Genomic DNA, 26,143 nt, shown 5'->3' with positions numbered 1-26,143 from the left:
TAAATTGTTTAGTCTTTGATCTCATCATCAAAATGAAACGCCGGCAGCGAGACTTTCCAGTAAATCCCCGCGAGTCGCAGTATCAAAGCGCCGGCCATTGCTAATGAACCTGCAAGTGGTTCGGAAAAGCCAATATAGTCAAAAGCGACATATAATGCACCGCCTAGCATAGCCGCGGTTGCATAAATCTCTTGGCGTAAAATCAAAGGTATGCGATTACAGATAATGTCTCGTATCAAGCCGCCACCGACACCGGTAATGGTGCCCATGATAATTGCCGTTAGAATGGTTTGATCGTAACTGAGGGCTTTGTGGGTGCCTAAAACGGCAAACAATGCCAAACCAAACGCATCGGCAATGTGCATAAATCGTTTCGGTACTAATTTGGGCTGGCGAATAAAAAAGATGGTTGCTAGTGAAGTAAAAAAGATAACCAATACATATTCATTTTGCACTGTCCAAAATACCGGAGCGCCAAGAATAATGTCCCTGATAGTACCACCACCGACAGCGGTTACTGCTGCTAAAACCATCACGCCAAACGGATCTAGTCGAAATCGGCCGGCCAACAAAGCACCCGATAGCGCGAACACAATAACACCAAAGATATCGGCAAAATAGATAAAAGTACTGATAGGATTTCCAGTATCAACCATTGTTTATTTCTCTTATTGTTTTTATTACTTTTACTTACTTCAGTTAATTGGAAATTTTCTGCTTGGCTTGTTGCCAACCTTGCATATCACCTTCAAGATGATGTAATTGATTAAACCCTAATTCCGTTAGTTTATCAATTGCCTTGCCTGCTCTGCGACCGGAGCGACAATAAACAACAATAGGTTTGTCGGTATAAGGCATTAATGTCGCTATATTTTCATTAAGTTGGTCGTGCTCAATATTGACCGCGCCAGGAATATGACCCTGATCGAATTCTTCTTTACTGCGCACATCAAGCAATAAAAAGTCTTGTTTTTGTTGTTGCATAACAAGCAATTGTTGCTGTTCGATATCCGCTGGCAACTGAACTGCGCTTGCAATTTGTTTGTCGCTAACTGAACAGGCTGATAATACTTTGATTAAACTGATGACCAACAAAAACCGTCTCATTTTTGGTTCCAATAATTTGTTAAATGGATGGTATTAACACTATTGATTAGCGTTGCTGTTTGAGAATTAATACCAATGATTAGTTTTTATTGTAGCCGAAAAATCGAAAAACTTTACGGCGTTCTTACAGCGTTGTTTATGGACAAAAAAAATCCTGAAATTAATTTCAGGATTTTAAGCATCTACTATGGATGAGGGAAGCGGTTTAACTTGACAGTCTAGCTTAGCCGATTAATTTAGTGATGAACCTTTTAGTTCATTAAGCATGTTAAGTACTAATTCTGAAGAGTTTACTGACGCTGTTTCTAAATACGCTTCAAATGAAGTTGGTGACTCTTTACCGGCGATATCACTCATTGAGCGAATAACAACAAAGGGAACGCTCATTTGATGGCATGCTTGCGCTATTGCTGCACCTTCCATTTCTACCGCCGCCATCGTTGGAAAATTAGCTCGGGCTTTAGCAATATCATCGTCTTTAGTCATAAAAGTATCACCCGTTGTAATTAAACCGGTTAAAGTTTTAATCCCCGTTAACTTATCGATGCCAGCTTGTGCCGCCGATACAAGCATTGGATGAGGGGTAAAACCTGCTGGCATACCTGGCAACTGACCGATTTCATAACCAAAAGCAGTGACATCAGCATCGTGATGGCGTAACTCAGAGCTAATAACAATATCGCCAACTTTCAATGATTGTTCGAAACCACCGGCAGAGCCAGTGTTAACAATGTAATCAGGGGCAAATTTTTCAATCATCAATACCGTTGCAATGGTTGCAGCCACTTTACCGATACCAGATTGTACTAAAACAATTTCGTTACCATCAATTTGGCCGGTAAAAAAGTTATAACCAGCGTGTTGATGTTCTGAAAAATTTTCTAATTTTGCTTTTAAAATTGCTACTTCTGGCTCCATTGCGCCAATAATGCCTGCTTTCATTTTTTGTTTCCAAATGCCATTTATTAATGGCGGCAATTATAGTGTGAATTCACCAATAAAGGTAATTAAATTATGCGATTATCTGTAACTTTCGACAATATCACGGCAATTGATTTAGATGTCGGAGTAAAAGATTTATCGCCGACGCTATCTAGCGCGACTAATGGGTTTGTTTCTGGATAATAGGCGGCAAGGTTTGAACGAGGGATGTCGTAACAACGAATAATAAAGTCATGCACGCAGCGCGTTTGGTTATCATCCCAGATAGCGGTGATATCTACTTTGTCACCATCAATAAGCTTTAATCGAGCGGCATCTTTAGGGTTAATAAACAGTACTTTACGCTCACCACTTACACCGCGATAACGATCATTCATGCCATAAATCGTGGTGTTGTATTGGTCGTGAGAACGCATCGATTGCAAGGTGAATATCTGTTGCTTATCAATGCCATTTCGTTCGGCATTATTTGCTACATTATCCGATAAAATATCAGTTGGTAATTGTGCAGCGCTAAACTGCGCTTTACCTGAATGATTATGCCATTGCAGGTTTCGAGCGCTATTGCCTAAATAGAAGCCACCAACGTCATTTAATTTTTCTTCAAAATTATCAAAGCCAGGGATAGTGTCACTTATCATTGAACGTATGCGTGAATAGTCGCTAGCTAAAGCAAGCCAATCGATTTTGTCTGAGCCTAATGTGTGCTGAGCAATATGAGCAACGATGTCCACCTCTGATTTTAGTAAAGTGGTTAATGGTTCAACATTGCCCTGTGATGCATGCACCATTGAAAACGTATCTTCAACGGTAATGAACTGCTCACCATTAGTTTTTCTGTCAATTTCGGTGCGACCTAAGCAAGGTAAAATAAGAGCGTTTTTTCCGACCATCAAATGGGAGCGGTTTAACTTAGTACTGATTTGCACATTCAATTCGGTATTACGCAACGCTTGATAAGTTTGTTCGCTGTCAGGGGCAGCTTGTGCAATATTACCGCCGAGGCAAACAAGCACTTTTGATTGCTTTTTAAGTAACGCATTGAGCGCATGGTAAACGTTATGACCAGGCTGTTTAGGGATATCGATATCTAGGTAATCGGTTAAGGTGTTTAGGAACTCCAACGGCGCGTTTTCATTAATCCCCATAGTGCGGTTGCCTTGCACGTTAGAGTGACCTCTAACTGGGCAAAGACCTGCACCTGGTTTGCCAATGTTGCCACAAAGCAATTGCAAATTAGTGATTTCTTGAATAGTCGCGACCGAATGTTTGTGCTGAGTAATGCCCATTGCCCAAGTACAGATAACACTATCTGCTTGAACATAAATATTTGCCGCTTGCTCTAATTGTTCTTGGCTTAACCCAGATTGTTGTTCGATTTTTTGCCAACTTGTTTGTTCAACCACAGTTAAGTATTGTTCTAAGTTTTGACAATGTTGCTCAATAAATTCTTCAGCAAATATTGATGCTCGGTTGTTATCTAAAGCGCCTTTATTAAGTGCAATTATCGCCTTTACGATACCGCGCACCGCCGCCATATCACCACCAAGTTTCGGAGTGAAATATGCATGGCTAATTGTCGTCGCACTTGGGGTGAGCAATTCAACCGGATCTTGTGGACTAGCAAAACGCTCTAACGCGACTTCCTTAAGGTTATTAAAGGTGACAATTTTACAATTATTACGAGCGGCCTTTCTTAAGGCGTTCATCATTCTCGGATGGTTTGTGCCCGGGTTTTGACCAAATACGAATATAGCATCAGCCTGGTAAAAATCTTCGAGTACGACAGTGCCTTTGCCAATACCTATTGATTCTTTTAATGCTACACCACTGGCTTCATGGCACATATTGGAACAATCTGGAAAATTATTGGTGCCATACAGTCGACCAAATAATTGATACAAATAGGCGACTTCATTACTGGCGCGACCTGACGTGTAAAATTCCGCTTCATTTGGCGTTGATAATGCTGTTAAGTGCTTTGCGATTAATGCAAATGCATTGTCCCAAGAAATAGGCTGATAGTGATCAGATTCTGCGTTGTATTGCATCGGCTCGGTTAATCGACCTTGATACTCTAACCAGTAATCACTTTGCTTAAGCAGCTTGGTGACGCTATGCTCTGCAAAAAACTGTGCATCGACCATTTTACTTGTCGATTCCCAAGCAATTGCTTTCGCGCCATTTTCACAAAACTGTAATAACCCTTCTTTCTGATCTCCCCACGCGCAGCCAGGACAATCGAAGCCTTTATCTTTATTGGCTTTCATTAAATTCTTGATGTTAGTTGCAGGTTGTTGCGATTGTACAATGTGCTTTAACGTAGAAGTAAGCGATGTAAGGCCACCAGCTTTTTCTGGTTTATCTGTAAAAGAGCTAGAAAAGCTTTGCTGGTTTTCAATGCTGGTTGTGGTTTTATCTTTGTCTGTCACATTGACCTCGATGAGTTAATTACAGTTATTAACTTACTGCAAATTAGCTATAAATCATTGGCTGATCATATTTTGGTACTTGGATCAGGTTTAAATTATGTTGCCTGGCTCGGTTAACTGCTAATTCACTAGGTGAAGCTAAGCAGGCCAATGTAGGAATTTTGGTGATGATGGTTTTATTTACTAACTCTACCGAACAACGACTACTCACTAGAATAGTTAATTCGCTCGGTTTCAGTTGTTGATTAATGCAATATCCTATAAGTTTATCTAGTGCATTATGACGACCTATGTCTTCACGACAAGCGATTATTTTTCCATCTTTAATTAAACATGCAGCATGCATGGCACCGCAGTCTTTTGCCAATGTCTGCCATTGAGTTAAATCATCTTTTACCGCCAACAAGGTTTCACTGTCAGGTGGTGTCGATAACGGTAAAGGCATTAATGTCGGCATAGCTTGTGCCAATGCCTTTACACCACAGATACCACAACTGGCGCTACCATTAGCTTGCCGATTATTTTCATTGAGCTCGCTTAAACAACGATTGGCTACTACAACGTTAATGATCGCAGTATATTGCTGCCTATCTATGTTGATATCGATATCGTGGATATCATAGCGATGACTTATTACTTGCTCAGTAAATAAAAAACCTACGATAAAATCATCCAAATCATTTGGACTACACATCATAACAGCGTAATTAATTTCGTTGATACTAATAGCAACCGCAAACTCTTGGACGAGTTCTTTAACTTCGTTACTTTTCATAGGGTTAGTATCATTCATTCGATTAACTAATTATTGTCTAATAGATAGTAAAATGGGGTCAATTTGACCCCATTATAACAGATGTTGTTAAAGATTAAGCAGGGTAGGCAGCTTGTAATCCTTGGTAAACATTGGTTTGAAAATTTTCATCGCTACTATCAAGTGATGTGACTAAGTCAGCTAACACTTCGTTATCTTCTTTGCCATTCCAAATTTTGATGTAAGTACCGGCTTTATAACCGTTATCTTGACGGAAGAAATTCAATGTGTTTTTACCGACGTATTGGCGGAACAGTTCATCTAAATCCATGTTCATTAATGCCATACATGCGGTAAAGCTTTTACCGTCGAAATCTTTTTCTGTAACAGCTGCAGATGCTAAATCTTCTAAAGCTAATTTAAAGTCTGTATGTTCAACTGATTGTTGAAGTTCTTCTGCTAGTGTTTGTGCAATAACATCAACGTTAGATTCTTTCATCAAACGCAGTGCTAGGCCAAAATGGAAAATATCGACTAACTCTAATTGTACTTGTGGTACATCACACTCTTGATGTTTCCACCACTTCCAACCGTGATGATCTAGCATTTCGGCACATTCAACCCAAATAGCGCGATACCATTCAAAGTTATTTTCACGCCATGTTTCACTTACTTTAGTGTTCATAGCATCTTGCATGGTTAGCATTTGTTTAATTTGCTTAATAGCAGTTGATAAATCTGACATGATAGGCCTTATTCTTTAATAAAATTTGTAATGATAATTATCGTTATATAGTGCTATTTTGCCGTAAATAGCGAAGAAAAAACAGCTTTAATCTGCGCCAATCTAGTTTTTGAATTGTTCACTAATTTTAGCCAAGATTTATCGTTTACTGGCACTAAGAAATTTATCGAGTTGATTAGCGAATGCTTGGCGGTCTGCTTGGCTTAATGCTGGTGGTCCACCAGTTTGTACACCACTCGCTCGCATGGTATCCATAAAGTCACGCATATTTAAACGCTGCCTTATATTGCTTAAGGTATAGAGTTCGCCACGAGGGTTTAAAGCAATAGCGCCTTTTTCTATCACTTCTGCGGCTAAGGGAATATCCTGAGTAATGACCAAATCGTCTGTTGCTACGCGTTTGACAATTTCATCATCGGCAACGTCAAAACCACTTTGTACTTGGATAAATTTTATATATTTAGAACGCGCCACTCTTATTGGGTGATTAGCAAAAAATGAGGTTTGTGTTTGTGTTCTGTCAGCGGCTTTAAATATTATCTCTTTGATCACAACAGGGCAGGCGTCCGCATCAACAAAAATTTGCATGATTAAATATCCGTTGTTTTTTCAATTTCGAAAATAGCGTCGCTAATATCGGCGACTTTATTTTGTAAAATGGTTTGTGCATCGTACAAGCCTTGATTGTAAAATACCGCGCCCATTTCATTGCTAAAAAAGTCTAACAAAAATTCAGCGTCAAACTGACCGATTTCTTGATCAAGTTCCTGTTCAAAGTAGTGTTGTAATTTACTGATTAATGCTTCTTTTTGAGATTTTTTGAATGTTATTTCTGTCACTGATTACTCGAATTTTTATTTGTGTTATCAAGCCAATATAAATTGCTACTTCTAAGCTGATTTTTAGATGTTAAGCTCGAAGTAAGTGCTCTTAGGAAATACTAACATTTTCTAGGGACTTATTCTTTACTTCATCAACGAACTTAATAAAAATTATAAAATTTATTATCTCTCAATAGATTAAAAGTAACTAAAGTCCTAGTTAACATCTAAACCTTATTTACTCTTTGCTGACTAAGCTGTATCCAATGCCGCGTATTGTCTTTATTTGAAACCGCTGCTTGTCGGTTAAGTTTAACTGTCTTTTTAAGTTTGAAATGAAATTATCAACGGTACGGTTATCAATATATACATTCCCCCATACCTTTTGAAGTATCTCCTCTCTGCCACAGCTTTTATTTAAATTTGTGTGCAAAAAATGCAATATATCAAAGGCAGTTTTAGTTAAATGAATCTGTCTATCGTTTTGACGTATTTCACGTAAGTCAAAATCAACTAAGTAACCATTGATATCAACTTTTTGTTGGCAGTCTATTCTTTTTTGTCGTCTAAGTAGTGCTTTGATGCGCAGTAACAATTCTTGTGAGCGATATGGTTTAGTGACGTAATCATCTGCACCGGCAACAAAACCTTCAATAACATCATTATCCAAACTGCGAGCGGTCAACATTAATATTAACGCATCGGTATTTGAGGTGATCCACTGGCCAAGTTCGTAGCCATTGCCATCGGGAAGCATAATATCTAAGATCACTAAATCCACAGAGTTCGAACTTAACCATTGTTTTGCTTGGGCAACTAATTCAATTTGATCAACAATATAGCCATCTAATTCCAGGTTATCAGCTAACGTTTGTCTGAGGTTTTTATCATCCTCAATAATTAAAATGTGCTTAGCCAAAGCTAACTCCCTGTGTTCTAAATTCAACGTTCAAGTGCAATTTTCCAATCTGTGCCGTTTTCATCGGACTTAACAATTGCGATTTGACCATGATGCCTTTTAATAATTGAGTCAACTAAGGTGAGGCCAAGACCAGTGCCTGAAATTGATGTCGGATTATTCAGACGTTTGAATTTTTCAAAAATTAAATGCCAATCGTTTTTGTCGATGCCAGCAGCGTTATCGATAAAGTAAACGCTGTGGTCGGTATCATCGTATCTTATTTCTATCTTCACTTGGTTTTTGTCATTGTATTTTATGGCATTAGAAATCAAATTTGAAATCGCTAATTCAAACAATTGTTGATCGACATCTATGTATTTTTGCGGATCAATTTCATAACTAAAACAAACCAATTTGTCGGTTAAATGAGCGAACTTTTCTTCACAGTGTTTCATCAAAGTTAATAGATTAACCTTAGATTTATTGATCACAAAGCCATTGTCATCAACACGATTTACGTTGAGTAAGTTTTCAACCATTAGCCACAATTTGTCGACTTCATTGACGATTCTGTCGGGATAATCTTTGATCGGGAGTTCACGTTTAGCTCGTTTATCTAATGTTTCGCTCATCAACCTAATCGCCGCCAGTGGGGTTTTAAGTTCATGACTAACCATATTAATGAATTGCTCTCTAAGTGCTAAATATTGCTGCTTTCTCGTTTGCTTAATCAGAAATTGACGACTGACTAAAATTAAGAGATTGGTTAATATGAGTAATAAAACTATTTTTGATAAAAAGTAGCTTAATTGCTGATTTTGTTGACGCTGCCAAGAAGGTTTGACGATATTAATCTCAACATCATCGATTAAGGAACGCTGCCCAATTTGGCCAAGACTTATTTGATCTTGTGGACCAAGCAATCCTTGTTTTGTTAATGTTCGAGCGACATCGGCAATTTGCTGTTCGATATTAAAAGGGACAAATAATTGAGTGTTAACATCAATGTGTTTTAGCAGATACTTACCCTCGATAATCATATCGTTTTTAAGCGAGTCATCTAGAGCGAATTCAAGCTTTTTATGTAAATGAACAAGATGATAATTAAACCATTTAGATTCAATATTGGCGGATTCCAAAATGTTTGTAACTAGAGTTGACGCATGTTCTATATCAGTTTTACTAAACTGATTATTTTGTCTAAACAGGTAAAAGCTGATCGGTTTGAAAAACTTACCGCCAGATAAAGCGACTTGTTTTATTAGTGCATCATTCCAGCGAGATTCTTTATCAACGGATAAAAATTTAATTGCTGATATCACCTCTTCTAGCGGCGATAATTGATAATTTTCAACCAAACTAAAATATTGCTGACTCAAGCGAGTGATTTGCTGGTTATTTTTAGTCTTTACTGCTGCTTTCAAAGCAAACAAAGCGTTGATACGTTCTTGACTCGCCTGGGCCATTGTAACGCTTTTGCCTGTTTCATATTGTTCCCACAATATAGACAATTGCTGTTTATTCGTGCCATTAAATTTAAACGGGTAAAACTGTTTGTGATCTTTAAATGCCCAAACATTTGGGTAAAGGTTTTGCCATTGAACTGAAAACTCATCTTTATTCTGAGGGTATTGCACAAGCTCATTAGAAATGTTGATTTTGACTGTCGCCAGAACAACATCTTTAACTAGCTTTTTATTGTCAGCTAGCAAGTGACTATTTTGCTTATATTCAATGATTAACAGCGAAGCGATTATTAACGCAAAAGAAGTAATTGCGATATAAACGCTAGCTGTCGTTTTATTAGTCATACGATTACTCAATGACTGGTACTCTGTCAAAATTCATCTTGCTAATAGGGTGCTCACTTTCAAAAGGATCAGCGCGGTCGTCAATCAATTGAGCTTGGTATATATTTCGGCGTAATTGCTTAACTTGTTTTTGTTGCTGATACTGTGTTGGCAATGAATCTAACATGATCACAATATCGTTATAGCGGTAGGCTCGAGACCAATATGATTGACGTAGTTTCTCGGCAAAAGCTGCCATGGCGATTGAAAGCTTACTATCTGAAGAGGTTGAGGCAAGAGTATCTTTGAGGATTTGGTAAGGTATTGCCTTGTGGATGTAATTCACCTTTTCACCTTGAGGCAATTTATATGCAATGCTAATGTCAGCAAAATCAAGCGTTGGTAGTGCGTTTGCTAATTTGATTTCATAGATAACAGTCACGCTATGACCTGCACCAATTTCACCGCCATCTTTTGTCGCATCGGTAAAGTCATCTGTTTCGAGTGCACGGTTTTCATAGCCGAGTAAGCGATATTGCGACACCATATTAGGGTTGAACTTGATTTGCACTTTGCTATCTTTGGCTACAGTTTGTAGTTGCTTTGATAGCCCATCGACAAATGCACTTTGGATATCACCTTGATTGCCAACATATAAATAATTTCCATTACCTTTATTGGCAAGTTGTTCCAGTAAATAGTCATTGTACATGCCAAGTCCGACGCCAACGGTAGTTAAAAATATTCCTTTTTGTTTGTAATCTTCAATTTTGTTTAAGATCATTTTAGGGTCGGTAGAACCTACGTTTGCCATACCGTCAGAGGTTATAATTACTCGATTATTAAAGCCTGGTAAGTACATCTTCTCGGCAACCTCGTAAGCTAATAAAATGCCTTCTTCAGCATTTGTGCTACCTAGAGTTTCTAGCGAATTAATCGCTGCCATGATCTTTCTTTGGTTGTTTGCTTTCGTTGCAGGTAAAACCACAAAAGCGTCATCACTATAGCCAACAATTGCCACTTGATCGTTACTATCAAGTTGCGAAACCAAAGTGGTGAACGCTTGTTTAAGCAGTGCTAATTTATTGTCAGAAGCCATCGAACCAGAAACATCAGCAACTAAGACTAAATTACTGCCGCGTTTATTATCTTCTGTTAATTGTTGTGTTTGAATGCCAACATGCAAGACATGATAACCCTGTCTAAAAGGTGAAGGGAATACCTCAGCATTAACAGCAAATTTTTGTGAGGCCTGAGCGTAATTGTATTCAAGTGAATTCACGAACTCTTCAACTCTAATTCCTGCGCTATGAGGCATTCGTTGGTTTTCTAACATGTGACTGGCAAGTTTGTAAGAACTATTATCGACGTCCATGGCAAAGGTAGAAACTGTCGTATTTTTTGTGTCTATGGTTGGGTTAACGCCATAGGTTTTAAAAATTTGTTGGTTGTTGTCAATCCGATGATAAGATGCTGCTTTGTCTTTTAGTTCCATGTGCATTGCAGCTCTCGCACGAGCTTTTTCTGCGGCAGGTTGCTGTGCTCTTATTCTAGAGCCCGTTACTACAAACTCTTCAGCCGTTGCTGAATCGTGTTCAGTTTGCATTTGAGAGCTACAATTCATTAAGCAGGCTAAAAATATAGTGAAAGTAAATAACTTTAATGGCTTTAATATTTGTTGCATGGTGTGATCCTTATCTTCGTCTCAATATTTAAATCATAACGAAAATAATTGGCTTGATTGTCATGGTTTCATCATCATCTTTTTGTTTTATATCACGATTAAACCATGAACAAGGGGCGATTCTCTATTTAATTTTCAGTTTTTAGACTCTTTGGAATAAACATTAGGGCAATGAGAAAGCGATTAATCGGTGGTGTATTCGAAAATAAACTAATGTTTTTGTGCAAGGCAAATTATCAGGCCAATCTATTACCGACAATTAGCTATGGTAATTAGTTAACCAAAGACTTTGATAAGGAGCCATAATTATTTGTTGCGACAAATCGTTATACTCGGCATCGCCTATTAAATCTTTCCAGTTATCGGTTTCGATTAGATTTAAATCAGCTAGCGACAAACTCTGTGCTTCATCACTTACGTTATTGATACAGAAAATGCTTTGCTTGCGATTAGGACATTGGCGCCAGAAAGCAAATAACTTTAAGCCCAAATGCAGAGTATATTGCGTCGCATTTGGATGAAATGCCGGTTGTTTTTTGCGTAAATCAATCAAGGCTAGTAAGCGCGATAGAATTTGTTTGTGCTGACTGAAATCATTACTTAATTCTTTGTTTAGCTTTTTGTAATCCCATTTATGTCTATTGATACTGCGATTCTGATTGGTATGCTTTACTTTTTCATAGTCGTTTGATGTCGCTAATAAACTATGAATATAAAATGCTGGCAAGCCTTCTATGGCTAGCATAATGGTATGAGCACAAATAAAGCGTTGGTTCTGATATTTGTCTTTACCTTTATTTGTACCACTTAGCGCATCGATTAAACTGATATTAATTTCATAAACTTGGTTGCTGCCGTCTTTTAAGGCGCGCCATGATATTTTGCCGCCAAAATTAACCATGGTATTAATCAGTTCATCAATTTCAGTTTCTTCTAATAAACCTTCAACAGGTCTTAAGCCAATTCCGTCATGAGAAGCGATAAAGTTGAAATAGGTAGTACCACTTTGCGCCGGCGGTAGAGACATCAACCAAGTTTTTAAGTGCATACAGTTGCCCGTTGTTAGCGCATTGATTAACAGCGGCGGCAGGGCAAAATTATAGATAGCATGAGCTTCATTGGCATTGCCAAAATACATTAGGTTTTGACGATTTGGAACGTTAGTTTCAGTAATGATAATGGCATCAGGGTTTTGGCGTTCGACCAATAATCGTAATAGTTTTACCACCTCATGAGTTTCAACTAAATTGATGCAGCTAGTACCTGGAATTTTCCATAGAAAGGCAACTGCATCGAAACGGAAGATGGTGATGCCTTTATCTAAGTAAAACTTTAAGATTGAAACAAATTCTATTAGCACCGCAGGATTTCGAAAGTCAAAGTCGACTTGATCATGACTAAAGGTACACCAAACATATTTAGTACCGTCGGCAGTGGTTACTTGCTTTAGCAAGTCGTGAGTTCTTGGTCTTACTACAAGCGATAAGTCTAATGTAGGATCCGCTTCGAAAAAAAAGTCTTTACCTGGGTGTTTATTATTTTTAAAATTTTCAAACCAGCCGCTTCTTGCAGAGCAATGGTTTATTACTACATCCGCCATAACATCGTAATCTTGGCAAATGGCTTCAACATGTCGCCAGCCGCCAAGTGATTGATTCACTTGGTAATAATCGATTACTGAAAAGCCATCGTCAGAGCTATACGGATAAAACGGTAATATATGCACCGAGCTGACACTATCGCCAACGTGTGTCGTTAAGAAATTTTGCAAAGTCGTTAGTGGCGCTTCACCTTCTTGATAAACGCTATCACCGTAGGTAATTAAGTAAATATCATTTTCATCCCAATTATTGTGATGAGCTGGTACAACTTTGCCGCCATCTTCGATATCCATTACTTTCAGTAGTTCGTCGCAAAGGCTTGGTAAATCGCTTGGCGGATAAAGTTTTGATAAATGCTCAATAACTCGAATTTGAAATTCTTTCAGGGTCGTCATCTTAGGCTAACCTATAAATTTAATTGTTTTATGCTGATTTACTTATTGTTTGTGTTGAAAACTCTTCATAATCTAACTCAACCGCTTCTTTTATTTGCTCAAAAATATCTGGCACAGCGTTTACCACACGATTCCAACTCGGAATAAACGGTGTTTCCATTGGGTCTTCTAGAAACTTCTCGCCGGCCTTAATTATATTTTCTGCGAATAACTCAACGGCTTGTTCTTCTTTGTGAATGTCTAAATCTAAACCATTAATGATCGCATCATTTTTGTACGCTTCAATGAAGTCTAATGCCAATCGATAATAGGTGGCTTTAATTGTTCTAAACTTACCTTCATTAAAAACAGTGCCCTGTATTGCCAACTTTCTAAATAAGGCTTTAGCGATATCAATTGACATTTTTGATAGTCCACCGTCTTCATTCTCGGCGGAAAGGTCTTGGTGTTTATGGTCATAAATATCTGCGATATCAACTTGGCACAAACGGTTGGTAGAATAGTTGCGCCACATTTCCGCTAAAACACCAATTTCTAGGCCCCAGTCACTTGGAATGCGCAAATCATTTAGCACATCAATTCTAAACGAGAATTCACCTGCTAAGGCGTAACGGTAACTGTCGAGGTAATCGAGATAATCGCTATTATCCACTTGCTGTTTTAACGATCGAACCAATGGCGTTACTAATAACCTACTCACTCGACCGTTTAGAGTGTCATTGGCAATCCTAGAATAGAAACCTTTACAAAATTCGTAGTTAAACTTCGGATTGGCGACTGGGTAGATAAGGCGAGCGAGTAAGTCTCGCTTATAAGTTAAAATGTCACAATCGTGCAAAGCGATTGATTCAACCTCATTGCAGGCGAGGGTATAACCAAAGCAATACCAAACGTTTCGGCCTTTACCCATTTGATTTGGTGCTAACCCAAGAGCCTTTAGCTTTGCATCTATCGCTTTTAATCTTGGACCGTCGTTCCATAAAATACGGTGCTTTTGAGGAAGCTTACTAAAAAATTGCAGGGCATGGCGATATTCATCTTCAGTAGCGCGGTCGAGTCCTATGGTTATTTGCGATAAATAAGGCACTTTTGCAAGTTCTTCAACGATGTTAGGCAGTGCTTTTGTTTGTAGCTCAGAATAAAGAGATGGCAGCACTAACCCCATCGGTCGCTTTTCACTAAATTCGAGTAGTTCTTTTTCCACTACCTCAACAGGTCTTTTAGTTAAGTTATGCAATGTGGTGATGATGCCGTTTTGATAAAAATCACTCATGGTTCTCTCCTAATTTACCGGTTCTAATAAAGACATGACTGAATCGTTCCAGCCTTCTGGTCCAATATATTTCGAGCGGATCAAGTGTTTATGTTCACTAATAATTAATCTTTCGTGAGTAGGCGATTTAATGACGATGGCAATGTCAGCACAGTTGAGCATGTCCTTATCATTATCACCATCGCCCAATGCGATTAGTTTTTGTGATGTGTTATGAAAGCGTTGATATAGCGATTTTAAAAACATCAAGGGCTTTGATTTATCACTTTTTCCTTGCACATGGACAAAGCGACCGCCTCTAATGGCATTTAAACCAAATAGACTAATAAGCTTTTTAAAGTTAGATAACTGCTCTTCTGTTCCAAGCCAATTGATTGGCTCTGAGAACTGTCGCTCTTGAGCTTGAATAGCTTGTGTTAACGTCAAGCCTGTTAACTTGGCAAGTTCATGGCTTGAGTATTGTGAGAATCCTTTAAACTCGAAGTCGTGACTGCTTTTAAAGGTGACTAATCGAGATAAAATTTCATTGCGGTTTAAGCCAAATTTAAACAGCCAGTAGTCACCAGCGTCATAACAAGGGACACTCTCGTCTTCGATTGTCGGGAAATAGTCCTTTGGAATATATAAGGCTGAACCATTTTCAATGATAAAAGGGTGGATGATATCTAATTGCTTACAAAGTTTCTCTGTTTCGCTAAATGTTTTACTGGTATTAAAAATGATAGGAATGTTTTGTTCATCACAATACTCAAGTGCGGGAACCGCTTTGTTATATTTGTAAGTGTGATGATCTAGTAAAGTGCCGTCGAGATCTGTGCTTATGATAAATTGACTATCCAAAATTAACCCCTATTCATTATAATTAAGGTAACAGTTGCAACAACCGTGCCCTAACTTAAGTTACTGATATTTAAGTGATAATGGTGCGTTGGCGTTGTTGGGAAGTTGTTTATAGGGAATTGTGCGCACTATTTTGGTGCAAAAAAATAATGATGACGATTGAAGGGTATGTATCGAAATAGGGAGGTTTTTGTTGCAGGTGTTAGATGACCCAAATAAAAATACCAAGAAACAGAGAACTGTTTCTTGGTATCTAGTCATTTATATGACAGTCAGTATTTAACTGGTTGCTTTACTGTTCTTTAGTAGCTAATTTATGCCTGTTGTATCTGTATTAACTGTTCAGAAAGAACAAAGTCAAGAATACCGATGGCTGCTTTACGGCCTTCATCAACTGCGGTAACAACTAAGTCAGAGCCACGAACCATATCACCACCAGCAAAAATGTTTTGCTTGCTAGTTTGCATGGCAAAGCTTGAGTTTTCAGTAGCTATTACGCGACCTCTGTCATCAATTGATACACCAGCATCAATCATCCATTGTGGTGGGCTTGGTAGGAAGCCAAAAGCGATAACAACAGCATCAGCGTCCATCACAAATTCACTGCCAGCTACAGGTTGTGGAGAGCGGCGACCATTTGCGTCTGCTTCACCAAGTTCAGTTTTAACAAACTTAACGCCACAAGCATTACCATTTGCATCAATAGCAATGTCTAACGGCTGAATGTTAAATGCAAAGTTTACACCTTCTTCACCGGCGTTTTGGACTTCTCGTGGTGAACCAGGCATATTGCTTTTATCACGACGGTAAGCACAAGTTACATCTGTTGCACCTTGACGAATAGCGGTTCGAACACAATCCATCGCTGTATCACCACCACCTAAAACGACAACTTTTTTGTCTTTAAAGCTAGTAAACTTTTTCGCGTTTTCAGTGATGCCCATCTCGTTTTGAGTATTGGCAATCAAATAATCTAATGCATTATAAACACCAGTTGCACTTTCATTTTCAAAGCCACCGGTCATATCTGTGTACGTACCCAATGCAAGGAAGACGGCGTCATACTCATCGCTAATGTCACTAAAGCTTACATCTACGCCAACGTTAATATTGAGTTTAAATTCAATACCCATACCTTCGAAAATTTTACGACGACGGGCGATGACTTCTTTTTCAAGCTTAAATGATGGAATACCAAAAGTTAGAAGGCCACCGATTTCAGCTTGCTTGTCATAAACAACGGCTTTAACACCGTTACGGGTTAGCACGTCAGCACAGGCTAGACCCGCAGGTCCAGCGCCAATAACCGCGACTTTTTTACCGGTATCGATTACGTGTGATAAATCGGGTGTCCAACCTTGAGCAAAAGCAGTATCGGTAATGTACTTTTCAATATTACCGATAGTTACCGCGCCAAATTCATCATTTAGCGTACATGCTGATTCACATAGCCTATCTTGCGGGCAAACACGTCCACACATTTCTGGCAATGAATTAGTTTGATGGCACAGCTCAGCTGCTTCTAAAATCTTCCCTTCAGTAACTAATTCAAGCCATTGTGGAATATAGTTGTGAACAGGACATTTCCACTCGCAATATGGATTACCACAATCTAAACATCGGTCTGCTTGACCGGCACTTTGTTCGTTACTTAGCGGTTGATAAATCTCAACAAAATTTGCCTTACGAACATCAATTGCCTTCTTCGGAGGATCGATGCGCTTTACGTCAATAAATTGATAAACATTTTTACTCATACCAGCCTCCTACTGTGCCTGAACTCTAAGTTCTGCTGATGAACGACTACGATGGCCTAATAAGGTTTTCACATCTGTCGCTGTTGGTTTAATTAATTTGAACTTGCTGGCAAATTCACTAAAGTTTTCCAAAATATATTGCGCTCTTGGGCTGTTTGTTTGTTCTAGGTGATGATTGATAATACCGCGCAAATGCTCTTGGTGAATAGTTAAGTCAGTTAACTCAACAATCTCGATTGACTCACCATTAATGCACGAATCTAAATTATTATCTTCATCAAGTACGTAAGCAAAGCCGCCGGTCATACCTGCACCAAAGTTAAGACCAACCTTACCTAGGAAGGTAACGATACCACCAGTCATATATTCACAAGCATGATCACCTGCGCCTTCAATAACTGCATGACAACCTGAGTTACGTACCGCGAAACGCTCGCCTGCACAACCCGCTGCATATAAATGACCGCCAGTCGCGCCGTATAAACAGGTGTTACCCATAATCGGTGTAAGATGCGTTTGGTATGTGACACCTTTTGGTGGCATTATGTTGATAGTACCACCAGCCATACCTTTACCGACGTAATCGTTGGCATCACCAGTTAGGGTAATGTTTAAACCGCCAGCGTTAAAACAGGCAAATGATTGGCCCACAGTACCGGTTAAGTGCAAGTGAATCGGCGCAGACGCCATTCCTTGATTACCGTGCAATAAAGCAATTTGACCAGAGATTAATGCACCTACTGAACGATCAGTATTTTGTGTGCTGAAATGGAATTCACCACCAGACTTATTTGAGATAGCTGTTTGAGTTTCTTTCAATATCTTGTTGTTCAAAACCGCCTTATCAAATGGCTCATTACGTTCACTGTTAAATAATGCAGTGTCATCTGAAGCTTTAACAGGAGCGATAATAGATGATAAATCAAGTTTTTGCTGCTTAGCAGTTATACCTTGTAAAGGCTCTAACAAATCAGTGCGACCGATCAAGTCAGTAAGTTGCTTAACACCTAGCTCTGCCATAATCTCACGCACTTCTTGAGCGACAAAACGGAAGTAATTCATTACTTGTTCAGGTAAACCCTTAAAGTATTCATCACGCAATAATTGATCTTGAGTTGCAATGCCTGTTGCACAGTTGTTTAAGTGACAAATTCTTAAGAATTTACAACCTAAAGCGACCATAGGTGCGGTACCAAAACCGAAGCTTTCAGCTCCTAATATTGCTGCTTTCACAATATCAAGGCCAGTTTTTAAACCACCATCGACCTGTAATCTAACTTTATGACGTAAGCCATTTTCAACAAGTGCTTGATGAGCTTCGGCTAAACCGATTTCCCACGGACAACCTGCATATTTAACCGATGTTAATGGACTCGCACCAGTGCCACCGTCGTAACCAGAAATTGTAATGAAATCAGCGTAAGCTTTCGCGACACCAGAAGCAATAGTACCAACACCTGGGCCACTTACTAATTTAACTGAAACAATACATTTAGGATTGACTTGTTTTAAATCGAAAATTAGCTGGGCTAAATCTTCAATCGAATAAATATCATGATGTGGCGGTGGTGAAATTAAAGTTACACCTGGAACTGAATAGCGAAGTTTAGCAATCAATGGCGTAACTTTATCGCCTGGTAATTGTCCCCCTTCGCCAGGTTTTGCGCCTTGTGCCACCTTAATTTGTAGTACATCAGCATTGACTAAGTAATGTGGTGTAACGCCAAATCGACCAGATGCGATTTGTTTAATTCTTGAGTTTCTAACGGTACCGAAACGGCTTGCATCTTCGCCACCTTCTCCTGAATTTGAACTACCCCCAAGGTGATTCATTGCAATCGCCAGTGCTTCGTGTGCTTCAGGGCTTAATGCACCAATACTCATCGCTGCACTATCAAAACGTTTGTACATTTCACTGCTATCTTCAACATCATCAATATTGATGCCGTCAGTATCAGATTTTAAACCAATCAAGTCACGTAAAGTCGCAGCTGGACGAGTATTTACAGCATCTGCATAAACCTTGTAATCTGCATAAGTTCCTGTTTGCACAGAACGTTGTAGGCTAGACACCACATCTGGATTAAAGCAATGATATTCTTCACCGTGTACATATTTTAATAAACCACCGTGCGTCATTTTTTGATGTGGTAACCACGCTTTACGAGAAAGGTTAATCAGATCTTGTTCAATATCGCTAAAGTTACTACCTTGAATTCGACTAGGAATACCAGGGAAACACAATTCCATAATCTCTTGATTCAAACCGATAACTTCATATAAGCCGGCACATCGATAACTGGCGATAGTCGATATCCCCATTTTCGATAAAATCTTTAGTAAGCCTTTATTAATGGCGTTACGGTAATTTTGTAGTGCTTGTTTAGCTGGTACATCAATTTGTTTGTTTTCCACTAATACTTCGATGGTTTCATAAGCCATAAATGGATATATAGCAGTTGCACCTAAACCGAGTAATACAGCAAACTGATGTGGATCTCTTGCTGAGGCAGTTTCTACAACAATATTAGAATCACAACGTAAGTTAGAATCAACCAATCGTTTTTGCACTGCACCAACAGCCATAGCCGCAGGGATAGGTAATTTGTTCGGAGCAATATCGCGGTCGCTTAAAATTAGAATAACCGTTCCTTGCTCTCGAACCAGCTGTTCCGCTTCATTACATATGCGCATTACGGCTTCTTTCAAGCCTTCGCTAGGTAGGTAATTTAAGCTAATAGTGTCACTACGGTAATGTTCACTATCGAGTTCGCGCAATTGCTTAATACCTGTGTACATTAAGATAGGCGTATCAAATTGAATGCGATCAGCGTGACCTGTGGTCTCATTAAATACGTTATGCTCACGACCAATACAGGTACCCAATGACATAACGTAACGTTCACGTAATGGGTCAATAGGTGGGTTTGTCACTTGTGCAAATTGTTGGCGGAAATAATCAAACAGACTACGAGATTTACTCGATAATACCGCCATTGGCGTATCATCACCCATAGAGCCAGTCGCCTCTTGAGAGTTTTCAGCCATCGCCTTAATTACTTGTTGAATTTCTTCGTAAGAGAAATTAAACATCTTTTGATATTGCGCCATTTCTTGATCATCAAACACACGTTGACCAACCAGTTCAGCGTCAAGTTTTTCGAACGGTACTAAATGTCGAATATTACTATCGAGCCATTTTCGGTACGGATGACGTTTCTTTAATTCGTCATCAATATCTTTTGATTTTAAAAGTTCACCGGTATAGGTATCGACAGAAAGCATCTCACCAGGTCCCACTCGACCTTTTTCAATGACTTCATCTTCACCGTAATCCCAAATGCCAACTTCCGATGCTAGGGTAATAAAACCATCACGGGTACGAACATAACGAGCAGGGCGCAGACCATTTCGGTCCAAGTTACAGGCAACATGACGCCCATTCGTCATTACAATGCCGGCAGGACCATCCCAAGGTTCCATGTGCATAGAGTTAAATTCATAGAACGCTTTTAAGTCGTCATCCATCGCTGGGTTGTTCTGCCATGCCGGCGGCATTAATAAACGCATACCACGGTATAAATCCATACCACCGGCAAGGAATAGCTCTAACATGTTATCTAATGAGGAAGAGTCAGAGCCTGATTCATTTACAAACGGTGCTGCTTCGAGCAAATCTGGTATTAACGGAGTTTTGAAACGGTAAGTTCTTGCACGGCTCCATTGACGATTACCACTAATGGTATTGATTTCACCATTATGAGCTAAATAACGAAATGGTTGTGCTAAGTGCCATTGCGGAGATGTGTTTGTCGAGAAGCGCTGATGGAATACACAAATTGCTGATTGCATACGAATATCAGCTAAATCCAGATAAAAATTTGGTAAATCTTTAGGCATTACCAAGCCTTTATAAATCGTAACTAAACAAGATAAGCTAGCAATGTAAAACTTGCTGTCCTCAATTTTCTTTTCAGCACGGCGTCTTGCCATATATAAGCGGCGTTCAAAATCTTGATTGCGCCAGCCAGACGGGCAATTTACAAATAGGTGTTCAATTTTTGGTAAATTACCCTGAGCTATCGGACCTAACACGTTAGTATTTACAGGTACTTCGCGCCAGCCAACAACCTCTAATGTTTCTTGCTCTAGTTCGTTCTCAAGGATATTTCTAGTTACAGCTGCCAGTTCATCATCTTGGTTTAAAAAGATAGTACCTACAGCATATTTACTACTTAAAACCCAGTTTTTTTCGTCCGCAATAGCGCGAAAAAATCCATCAGGTTTTTGCATTAATAAACCACAACCGTCGCCTGTTTTACCGTCGGAGTTAATACCGCCACGGTGTTGCATACGATCAAGCGCAGAGATTGCCGTTTTTATTAACTTGTGGCTCTTCTCACCTTGCTGATGAGCGATTAAGCCGAAACCACAGTTATCTTTCTGAAAATTTGGGTCAAACAATTGCATTAACTAATTCCTCTTAAATCTCCCCGTGAACCTTTTATTGAAGAATGAAAATCATAAAATAATGAATAATTATCATGGTTTTTAACTAGGGGAATCATCTAACATAAAGATATGTGAATAAAAGGTCAACATAAATTAGAGTTTTTGCTCTTGTTATTTTATCTTGTTTTCAGCAGCGATGCCCAAAAGTAGTGCAATGCTAATTTCAATAGTCCTATATAAGACAATGGCTACAGAGATGTGTAATAAAAAGTGAAAGTTTTTAATTTTCACTACAAACAAGTAGGAATAAATTTTCTAAAAAAATGTAATTTTTAGTGATTACTTAATAATGCACATAATTTTCCAAATAAGTGAATAAAAGATCAGCTGGAATTATTAAAGACAGCTTTAATATGTACATAATTTTATATGGCTATTATGAGTCTATTTTTTGAATGAAAAAAAGACATTAAAAAACCGGCAATTTGAGTTACCGGCTTTTTAAAATAGGATTACAAGGTTGACGATAGGGGTAACTAAGGTTTGTAACCGTTTTCAACGCCTTTTGTCGTTACCGCTACTGCATCATGGGCATGCAATGATTCAAGGTGGTTTATTTTTACCCAAAAGTCATCGTAACCTTCAATTAAATTCATTGCGTGTTGTACGCGACGTGCAGCGTCTTCACAAAACATTAGGTTTTGTCCATTCAAACGAGCAAATTCTTGCTCATCTTCTCGTTTAACCGCTGCTTGTACAGGTGTTTGTAATGCCGCTTCAACTGTATCAACGATATCTGTAATTGGGAAAGTATTAACTAAAGAGTTAAGTTTCACTTTTATTTCGGCGATTGAGCGCTGCGAGTGCGGTGTAGCAACAATCCCTTCTGTTGTCCCCAACCATTGATGAACAACGTCTTTGTCGACAACATCAGCAGCAGCAAATTTGTCACTGAACGATTGCTGAATCAGCTGTCTGGCAAGCGCCGCAGAACATGGACAAGTCGATGAGTAAGCGATATCTACACATAGTTCAATATCAAACTGTCCTTTCTCTAATTTACCAATGATGGTTACTGGGTAGATGCGCCAGCCTTGCTTGCCGCTAATAAGCGCTTCACGACGCATTGGGTAATCAAAATGGAATTTCACATATGCTGTATCACTTAAATCGTGATGAGAACTAATGAACTCATTAAGTAAGGCGACTAATGATTGGTAGTTAAGGGTGTTATTACACGCTAAATCATCAAGCAATAAAAACAAACGAGACATATGAATGCCTTTTGCTTTTGGCTCTTTTAGATTTACAAATGCATCGATATGGGCAGAAACAATACGTTCAGCTTCATCTTTTGCTGCAACCATCACGGGCATTTCAATATTCCCCATACCTACTCTATCTAGAGTTCCCTCGGTTTGAGCCGTGGTGTGGTTGGCGATATCTGGCATTGATGTCGGCATTGTTTCTCCGCTTAATTTTATTTAGTCAAAATGGTCGATTTTCAAGGCGCATATTCTATCGAATTTTGCCGTGTATTTTTACTATTTTTTGCCTTTTTCCTCTGATTTATTACAGCGAATGTAAAGACCTAGTAAAATGGTCGGCTATTCTGAATGAAAAACTTGATAAAATCAATGTTTCATTAGTATTCGAGGCGTAAGCAATAGTTAAGAATTCGTTACCGTTTGATTTGAGTTGTAAATGTCTGGTTAACGCATGGTGGTATTATTGTTTTATCGGCTCTAAATGTAATTTAATTAAGGCACAGGCTGATTTTTCGTGATATGTTTTTCACTTATTCAACGCAGGTCAGATGGCTTTATTTCCGCAAAATTAAAAAGGACAGCACAGTGCCAATACTAAACAAAGCATTGATTGAGCAATATCGAGATGCTTTAGGCAATGACGTGTTTTTAGAAACGATTAATTTATACGTCGAGCAATCAGCGATATATCTTGAGCAGTTAGCACAATCAACTAAAGACAAAGACTATAAATATTGGCAAGAAAGTTGCCACATCTTAAAGTCGGCATCGGGTAATTCAGGTTTAGAGCAAGTCTTTAAAAAAGTGGCAGATTTGGAGTACAGCAAAGAAGAATTTAGCCAATTAGAAAAACAGCTAGCAGAATTGAGCGAGCTTAATGAAATTGGTATTCGAGAAATTAAACAATTTCTTCAACAATAGAATAAATAAAAAGCGCAAATAGAAAGAGGGCTATGTTATTACATAGCCCTCTTTTTTTAGATTGTATATGTTGTTTATTGATACTTAACTAAGCGTTCAATGAACCAACAAAACGGTAACCTTCGCCGTGAATTGTGTTAATAAATTCTGGGCTAGCTGTGTCTGTTTCAAAATGCTTACGTAAGCGACGGATAGTCACGTCAACGGTACGGTCATTTTCACGTAAATCACGACCAGTCATTTCTTGAATTAATTCCTGACGAGTAACAATTTGTCCTGATCTTGCCATTAATAGGCGTAAAGCACGGTACTCACCACGAGGGATTGGGAACGTTTCACCTGCTGGCGAAGTCATACGACGCGAATTAGGGTCCAACTTCCATTCATTGAAGCTGATTAACTCGTTATCAGTTACTTTTTCAGCGCCGTCTGTGTGTTGTACACGTTTCAATAAGTTACGAACACGGATTGTTAATTCACGTGGGTTGAATGGCTTAGTTATGTAGTCGTCTGCACCGATTTCTAGACCTAATACTTTATCTACATCGCTATCGCGACCGGTGATAAAAATTAAACCAGTATCATCTTTCTCTAATAACTCACGTGCTAACAATAGGCCGTTTTTACCTGGTAAGTTGATATCCATTAATACCAAGTCAATATCATTACCTTGTAATTTTTGAGCCATTTGCTCGCCATTAGCTGCAACAAGAGTGTTGTAACCTTCAGCGTCAAATAAATTCTTAAGATTTAAGCGTGTTACTTCTTCGTCTTCAACTATTAAAATGTTAGCTTGGGTTGTCATACGTACCTCTATTAAATTTTGAAGCAAGAGAATTATTCACCTTGCAAAATCTGTAACTATTGAATGGCGATATGTCGTACTCAATAGATGTTTTAAATATATGAAGCATATGATAGAGAAAGTTTAAAACTAAACAATGGTGAAATTGTTGTAAAAATGTAAGCGAAAAAATCTAAAGGAAAGACCTTTCTTTTAAGTTAAGTGGTTGTATTTGCTGTGTTATTTTGTTTTTTGTTGTGAAGTTGTAAAAAAATGGTTTTGCAACAAATTGTAATCAGAGGCTGTTTTTTAGGTTATTTGAACATTAATTTTGCAATTAGGGGGTCAAAATAGGGTTAGTGCAATGTTAATATTAACAGTCAGTAAACATGCGATAAAATACTAGTTTACGTTAGCAACAAACCCTTAATAGAATGTTGGACACCAATTCTAATCGGCAGAGAAAACTACTGCTTTTGACAATGATGAATCGCAAAGCCTTGGCTATTGATGAGTAATTGAGGTTCGGCAATTTCAGCTTTGATGATTGGTGCATAACGTAAAAAATTGTTGGCGACTATTGTCAGGCTTCCGTTTTTAGCAATATGGCCTTTGATGCCCTTTAAGAAACTCTCTGTGGCATGGTAATTGGTCTTTATACCTTGATGAAATGGCGGGTTTGATATGACGGTATTATATTGTCCGCTGACATTGCTTAAGCTGTCCGAGGCAAATACTTTTCCTTCAAGACCATTTAGAGTCAGAGTTCGTTTCGCACTAGCAATCGCTAATGCATTAACATCGAGCATCTCTATATTGGTGCCTTGGTATCGTTTTTTCACATAACTGCCGATTACTCCAGCGCCACAACCAAAATCGAGCACCTTGCCATTAATCGATTTCGGCAGATTCTCAAGCAGCAAACGAGTGCCTTTATCTAACTCACCATTACTAAATACACCGGGTAAGCTTGCTACGGTAATTGTGGTTGCTGCGATTTCTACGGAAAATTGTTCGAACCAGGAATCAAGATTAAATTCTCTGCGCTGATTGTTAAAAATAGCTTCAACTAATAAGCAATGTCTTGCACTGTCTACTTTATCGCAACGTACTACATGCTCTTTACTAAGTTTTGCTGCGGATTTAACACCACCTTTGTTTTCTCCAACAACTAATATAATACCGTTGTCACTGATGATTGGTGTAAGCATTGCCAACAAAAAGTTAAATTCTTTCTTTGATTTTGGAAAGTAAATAATTACTAGATCATGTAATTGAGTTGATTGGTAGTGGGCACTAAACTGGCAATCAAGAGCGGAGAACTTCTTCGATAATGCCTGGTGTTCAGCATAATTAACGTTATAGCAGCTAATATTCTGGTGCGCATTTATTGCAACGAGTTCAGAAATCAATCCACTATCAGGACAATTTACCACAAGTGGTGCATCTGCTTTTAGCAAATCTGCATTGCGTAATAATAGTTGTGTAGGGTTTGATAATGACATATTGGTGATATTCTGTTTTATATATATAACTGTGTATTCTGATAACAAAGCTTAGCTTAGTAAAGTAAATTTACCTATTTGTGATAAATAGTTGTTTTCATGTGTATCTGTGCAGGTTTAAGGCTAAGCTTTAATTGAAAACCACAACATTAAGTGTTTAAATATCGGCAC

The 26,143-nt window shown here is 38.6% G+C and carries 20 protein-coding genes; 1 reads left to right on the top strand and 19 read right to left on the bottom strand.

The genetic code is table 11. The features are described 5' to 3' along the window. Positions 1-8 precede the first annotated feature (8 nt). The 17 genes from LT090_RS14105 to folE2 form a co-directional block, all read right to left on the bottom strand. A complete protein-coding gene (locus tag LT090_RS14105) occupies positions 9-635 on the bottom strand; it encodes a trimeric intracellular cation channel family protein (RefSeq protein WP_068545995.1) in 627 nt (208 codons plus the stop codon). A 64-nt stretch (positions 636-699) separates the two neighbouring features. Continuing rightward, complete coding sequence (locus LT090_RS14100) at positions 700-1,107, bottom strand: rhodanese-like domain-containing protein (RefSeq protein WP_068545840.1); 408 nt, start codon at positions 1,105-1,107, stop codon at positions 700-702. Between the two features lie 231 nt (positions 1,108-1,338). Then, positions 1,339-2,049: a 5'-methylthioadenosine/S-adenosylhomocysteine nucleosidase gene (gene mtnN / locus LT090_RS14095; RefSeq protein ID WP_068545841.1), complete on the bottom strand. Its 711-nt coding sequence runs from the start codon at positions 2,047-2,049 to the stop codon at positions 1,339-1,341. 65 nt (positions 2,050-2,114) lie between these two features. Next, positions 2,115-4,451 carry an FdhF/YdeP family oxidoreductase gene (locus tag LT090_RS14090; protein WP_068545996.1) on the bottom strand — a complete coding sequence of 779 codons (2,337 nt, stop codon included), beginning with the start codon at positions 4,449-4,451 and terminating at the stop codon, positions 2,115-2,117. 73 nt (positions 4,452-4,524) lie between these two features. Further along, positions 4,525-5,274, bottom strand: coding sequence for a formate dehydrogenase accessory sulfurtransferase FdhD (fdhD, locus tag LT090_RS14085; RefSeq protein WP_198360672.1), 750 nt, complete (start codon positions 5,272-5,274; stop codon positions 4,525-4,527). Between the two features lie 76 nt (positions 5,275-5,350). Further along, positions 5,351-5,980, bottom strand: a complete 630-nt coding sequence (locus tag LT090_RS14080) for a dUTP diphosphatase (protein WP_068545842.1) — start codon at positions 5,978-5,980, stop codon at positions 5,351-5,353. 138 nt (positions 5,981-6,118) lie between these two features. Next, positions 6,119-6,568 carry a YaiI/YqxD family protein gene (locus LT090_RS14075; RefSeq protein ID WP_068545843.1) on the bottom strand — a complete coding sequence of 150 codons (450 nt, stop codon included), beginning with the start codon at positions 6,566-6,568 and terminating at the stop codon, positions 6,119-6,121. A gap of 2 nt (positions 6,569-6,570) precedes the next feature. Continuing rightward, entirely contained in the window at positions 6,571-6,819 is a 249-nt protein-coding gene (locus tag LT090_RS14070) for a DUF2164 domain-containing protein (RefSeq protein WP_068545844.1), read from the bottom strand. A 220-nt stretch (positions 6,820-7,039) separates the two neighbouring features. Then, positions 7,040-7,720, bottom strand: a complete 681-nt coding sequence (locus LT090_RS14065) for a response regulator transcription factor (RefSeq protein ID WP_068545845.1) — start codon at positions 7,718-7,720, stop codon at positions 7,040-7,042. A 23-nt stretch (positions 7,721-7,743) separates the two neighbouring features. Next, a complete protein-coding gene (locus LT090_RS14060; protein ID WP_157726607.1) occupies positions 7,744-9,513 on the bottom strand; it encodes a sensor histidine kinase in 1,770 nt (589 codons plus the stop codon). 4 nt (positions 9,514-9,517) lie between these two features. Further along, complete coding sequence (locus tag LT090_RS14055) at positions 9,518-11,176, bottom strand: vWA domain-containing protein (protein WP_068545847.1); 1,659 nt, start codon at positions 11,174-11,176, stop codon at positions 9,518-9,520. A 259-nt stretch (positions 11,177-11,435) separates the two neighbouring features. Next, positions 11,436-13,172: a sugar phosphorylase gene (locus LT090_RS14050; RefSeq protein ID WP_068545848.1), complete on the bottom strand. Its 1,737-nt coding sequence runs from the start codon at positions 13,170-13,172 to the stop codon at positions 11,436-11,438. A 28-nt stretch (positions 13,173-13,200) separates the two neighbouring features. Beyond that, positions 13,201-14,445 carry a glycosyltransferase family protein gene (locus tag LT090_RS14045; protein WP_068545849.1) on the bottom strand — a complete coding sequence of 415 codons (1,245 nt, stop codon included), beginning with the start codon at positions 14,443-14,445 and terminating at the stop codon, positions 13,201-13,203. 9 nt (positions 14,446-14,454) lie between these two features. Beyond that, entirely contained in the window at positions 14,455-15,285 is an 831-nt protein-coding gene (locus LT090_RS14040) for an HAD-IIB family hydrolase (protein WP_068545850.1), read from the bottom strand. A 314-nt stretch (positions 15,286-15,599) separates the two neighbouring features. Continuing rightward, positions 15,600-17,042 (bottom strand): FAD-dependent oxidoreductase, encoded by a 1,443-nt coding sequence (locus LT090_RS14035; RefSeq protein ID WP_068545851.1) that lies wholly within the window; start codon positions 17,040-17,042, stop codon positions 15,600-15,602. A gap of 9 nt (positions 17,043-17,051) precedes the next feature. Then, positions 17,052-21,512, bottom strand: a complete 4,461-nt coding sequence (gene gltB, locus LT090_RS14030; RefSeq protein WP_068545852.1) for a glutamate synthase large subunit — start codon at positions 21,510-21,512, stop codon at positions 17,052-17,054. A gap of 518 nt (positions 21,513-22,030) precedes the next feature. Beyond that, positions 22,031-22,957, bottom strand: a complete 927-nt coding sequence (gene folE2, locus LT090_RS14025; RefSeq protein ID WP_068545853.1) for a GTP cyclohydrolase FolE2 — start codon at positions 22,955-22,957, stop codon at positions 22,031-22,033. A gap of 390 nt (positions 22,958-23,347) precedes the next feature. Between folE2 and LT090_RS14020 the strand changes: the two genes are divergently transcribed. After that, positions 23,348-23,683, top strand: coding sequence for an Hpt domain-containing protein (locus LT090_RS14020; protein ID WP_068545854.1), 336 nt, complete (start codon positions 23,348-23,350; stop codon positions 23,681-23,683). Between the two features lie 88 nt (positions 23,684-23,771). Here LT090_RS14020 and arcA read toward each other — a convergent pair whose 3' ends face one another. Together arcA and LT090_RS14010 are read right to left on the bottom strand one after the other, a co-directional pair. After that, positions 23,772-24,488: a two-component system response regulator ArcA gene (arcA, locus tag LT090_RS14015; RefSeq protein ID WP_068545855.1), complete on the bottom strand. Its 717-nt coding sequence runs from the start codon at positions 24,486-24,488 to the stop codon at positions 23,772-23,774. A gap of 446 nt (positions 24,489-24,934) precedes the next feature. After that, positions 24,935-25,972: a methyltransferase gene (locus LT090_RS14010; protein WP_068545856.1), complete on the bottom strand. Its 1,038-nt coding sequence runs from the start codon at positions 25,970-25,972 to the stop codon at positions 24,935-24,937. Positions 25,973-26,143 lie beyond the last annotated feature (171 nt).

It is taken from the genome of Thalassotalea crassostreae (assembly GCF_001831495.1).
Taxonomy (GTDB): Bacteria; Pseudomonadota; Gammaproteobacteria; order Enterobacterales; family Alteromonadaceae; genus Thalassotalea_A; species Thalassotalea_A crassostreae.
This window is presented reverse-complemented; position numbering and strand designations above follow the sequence as displayed.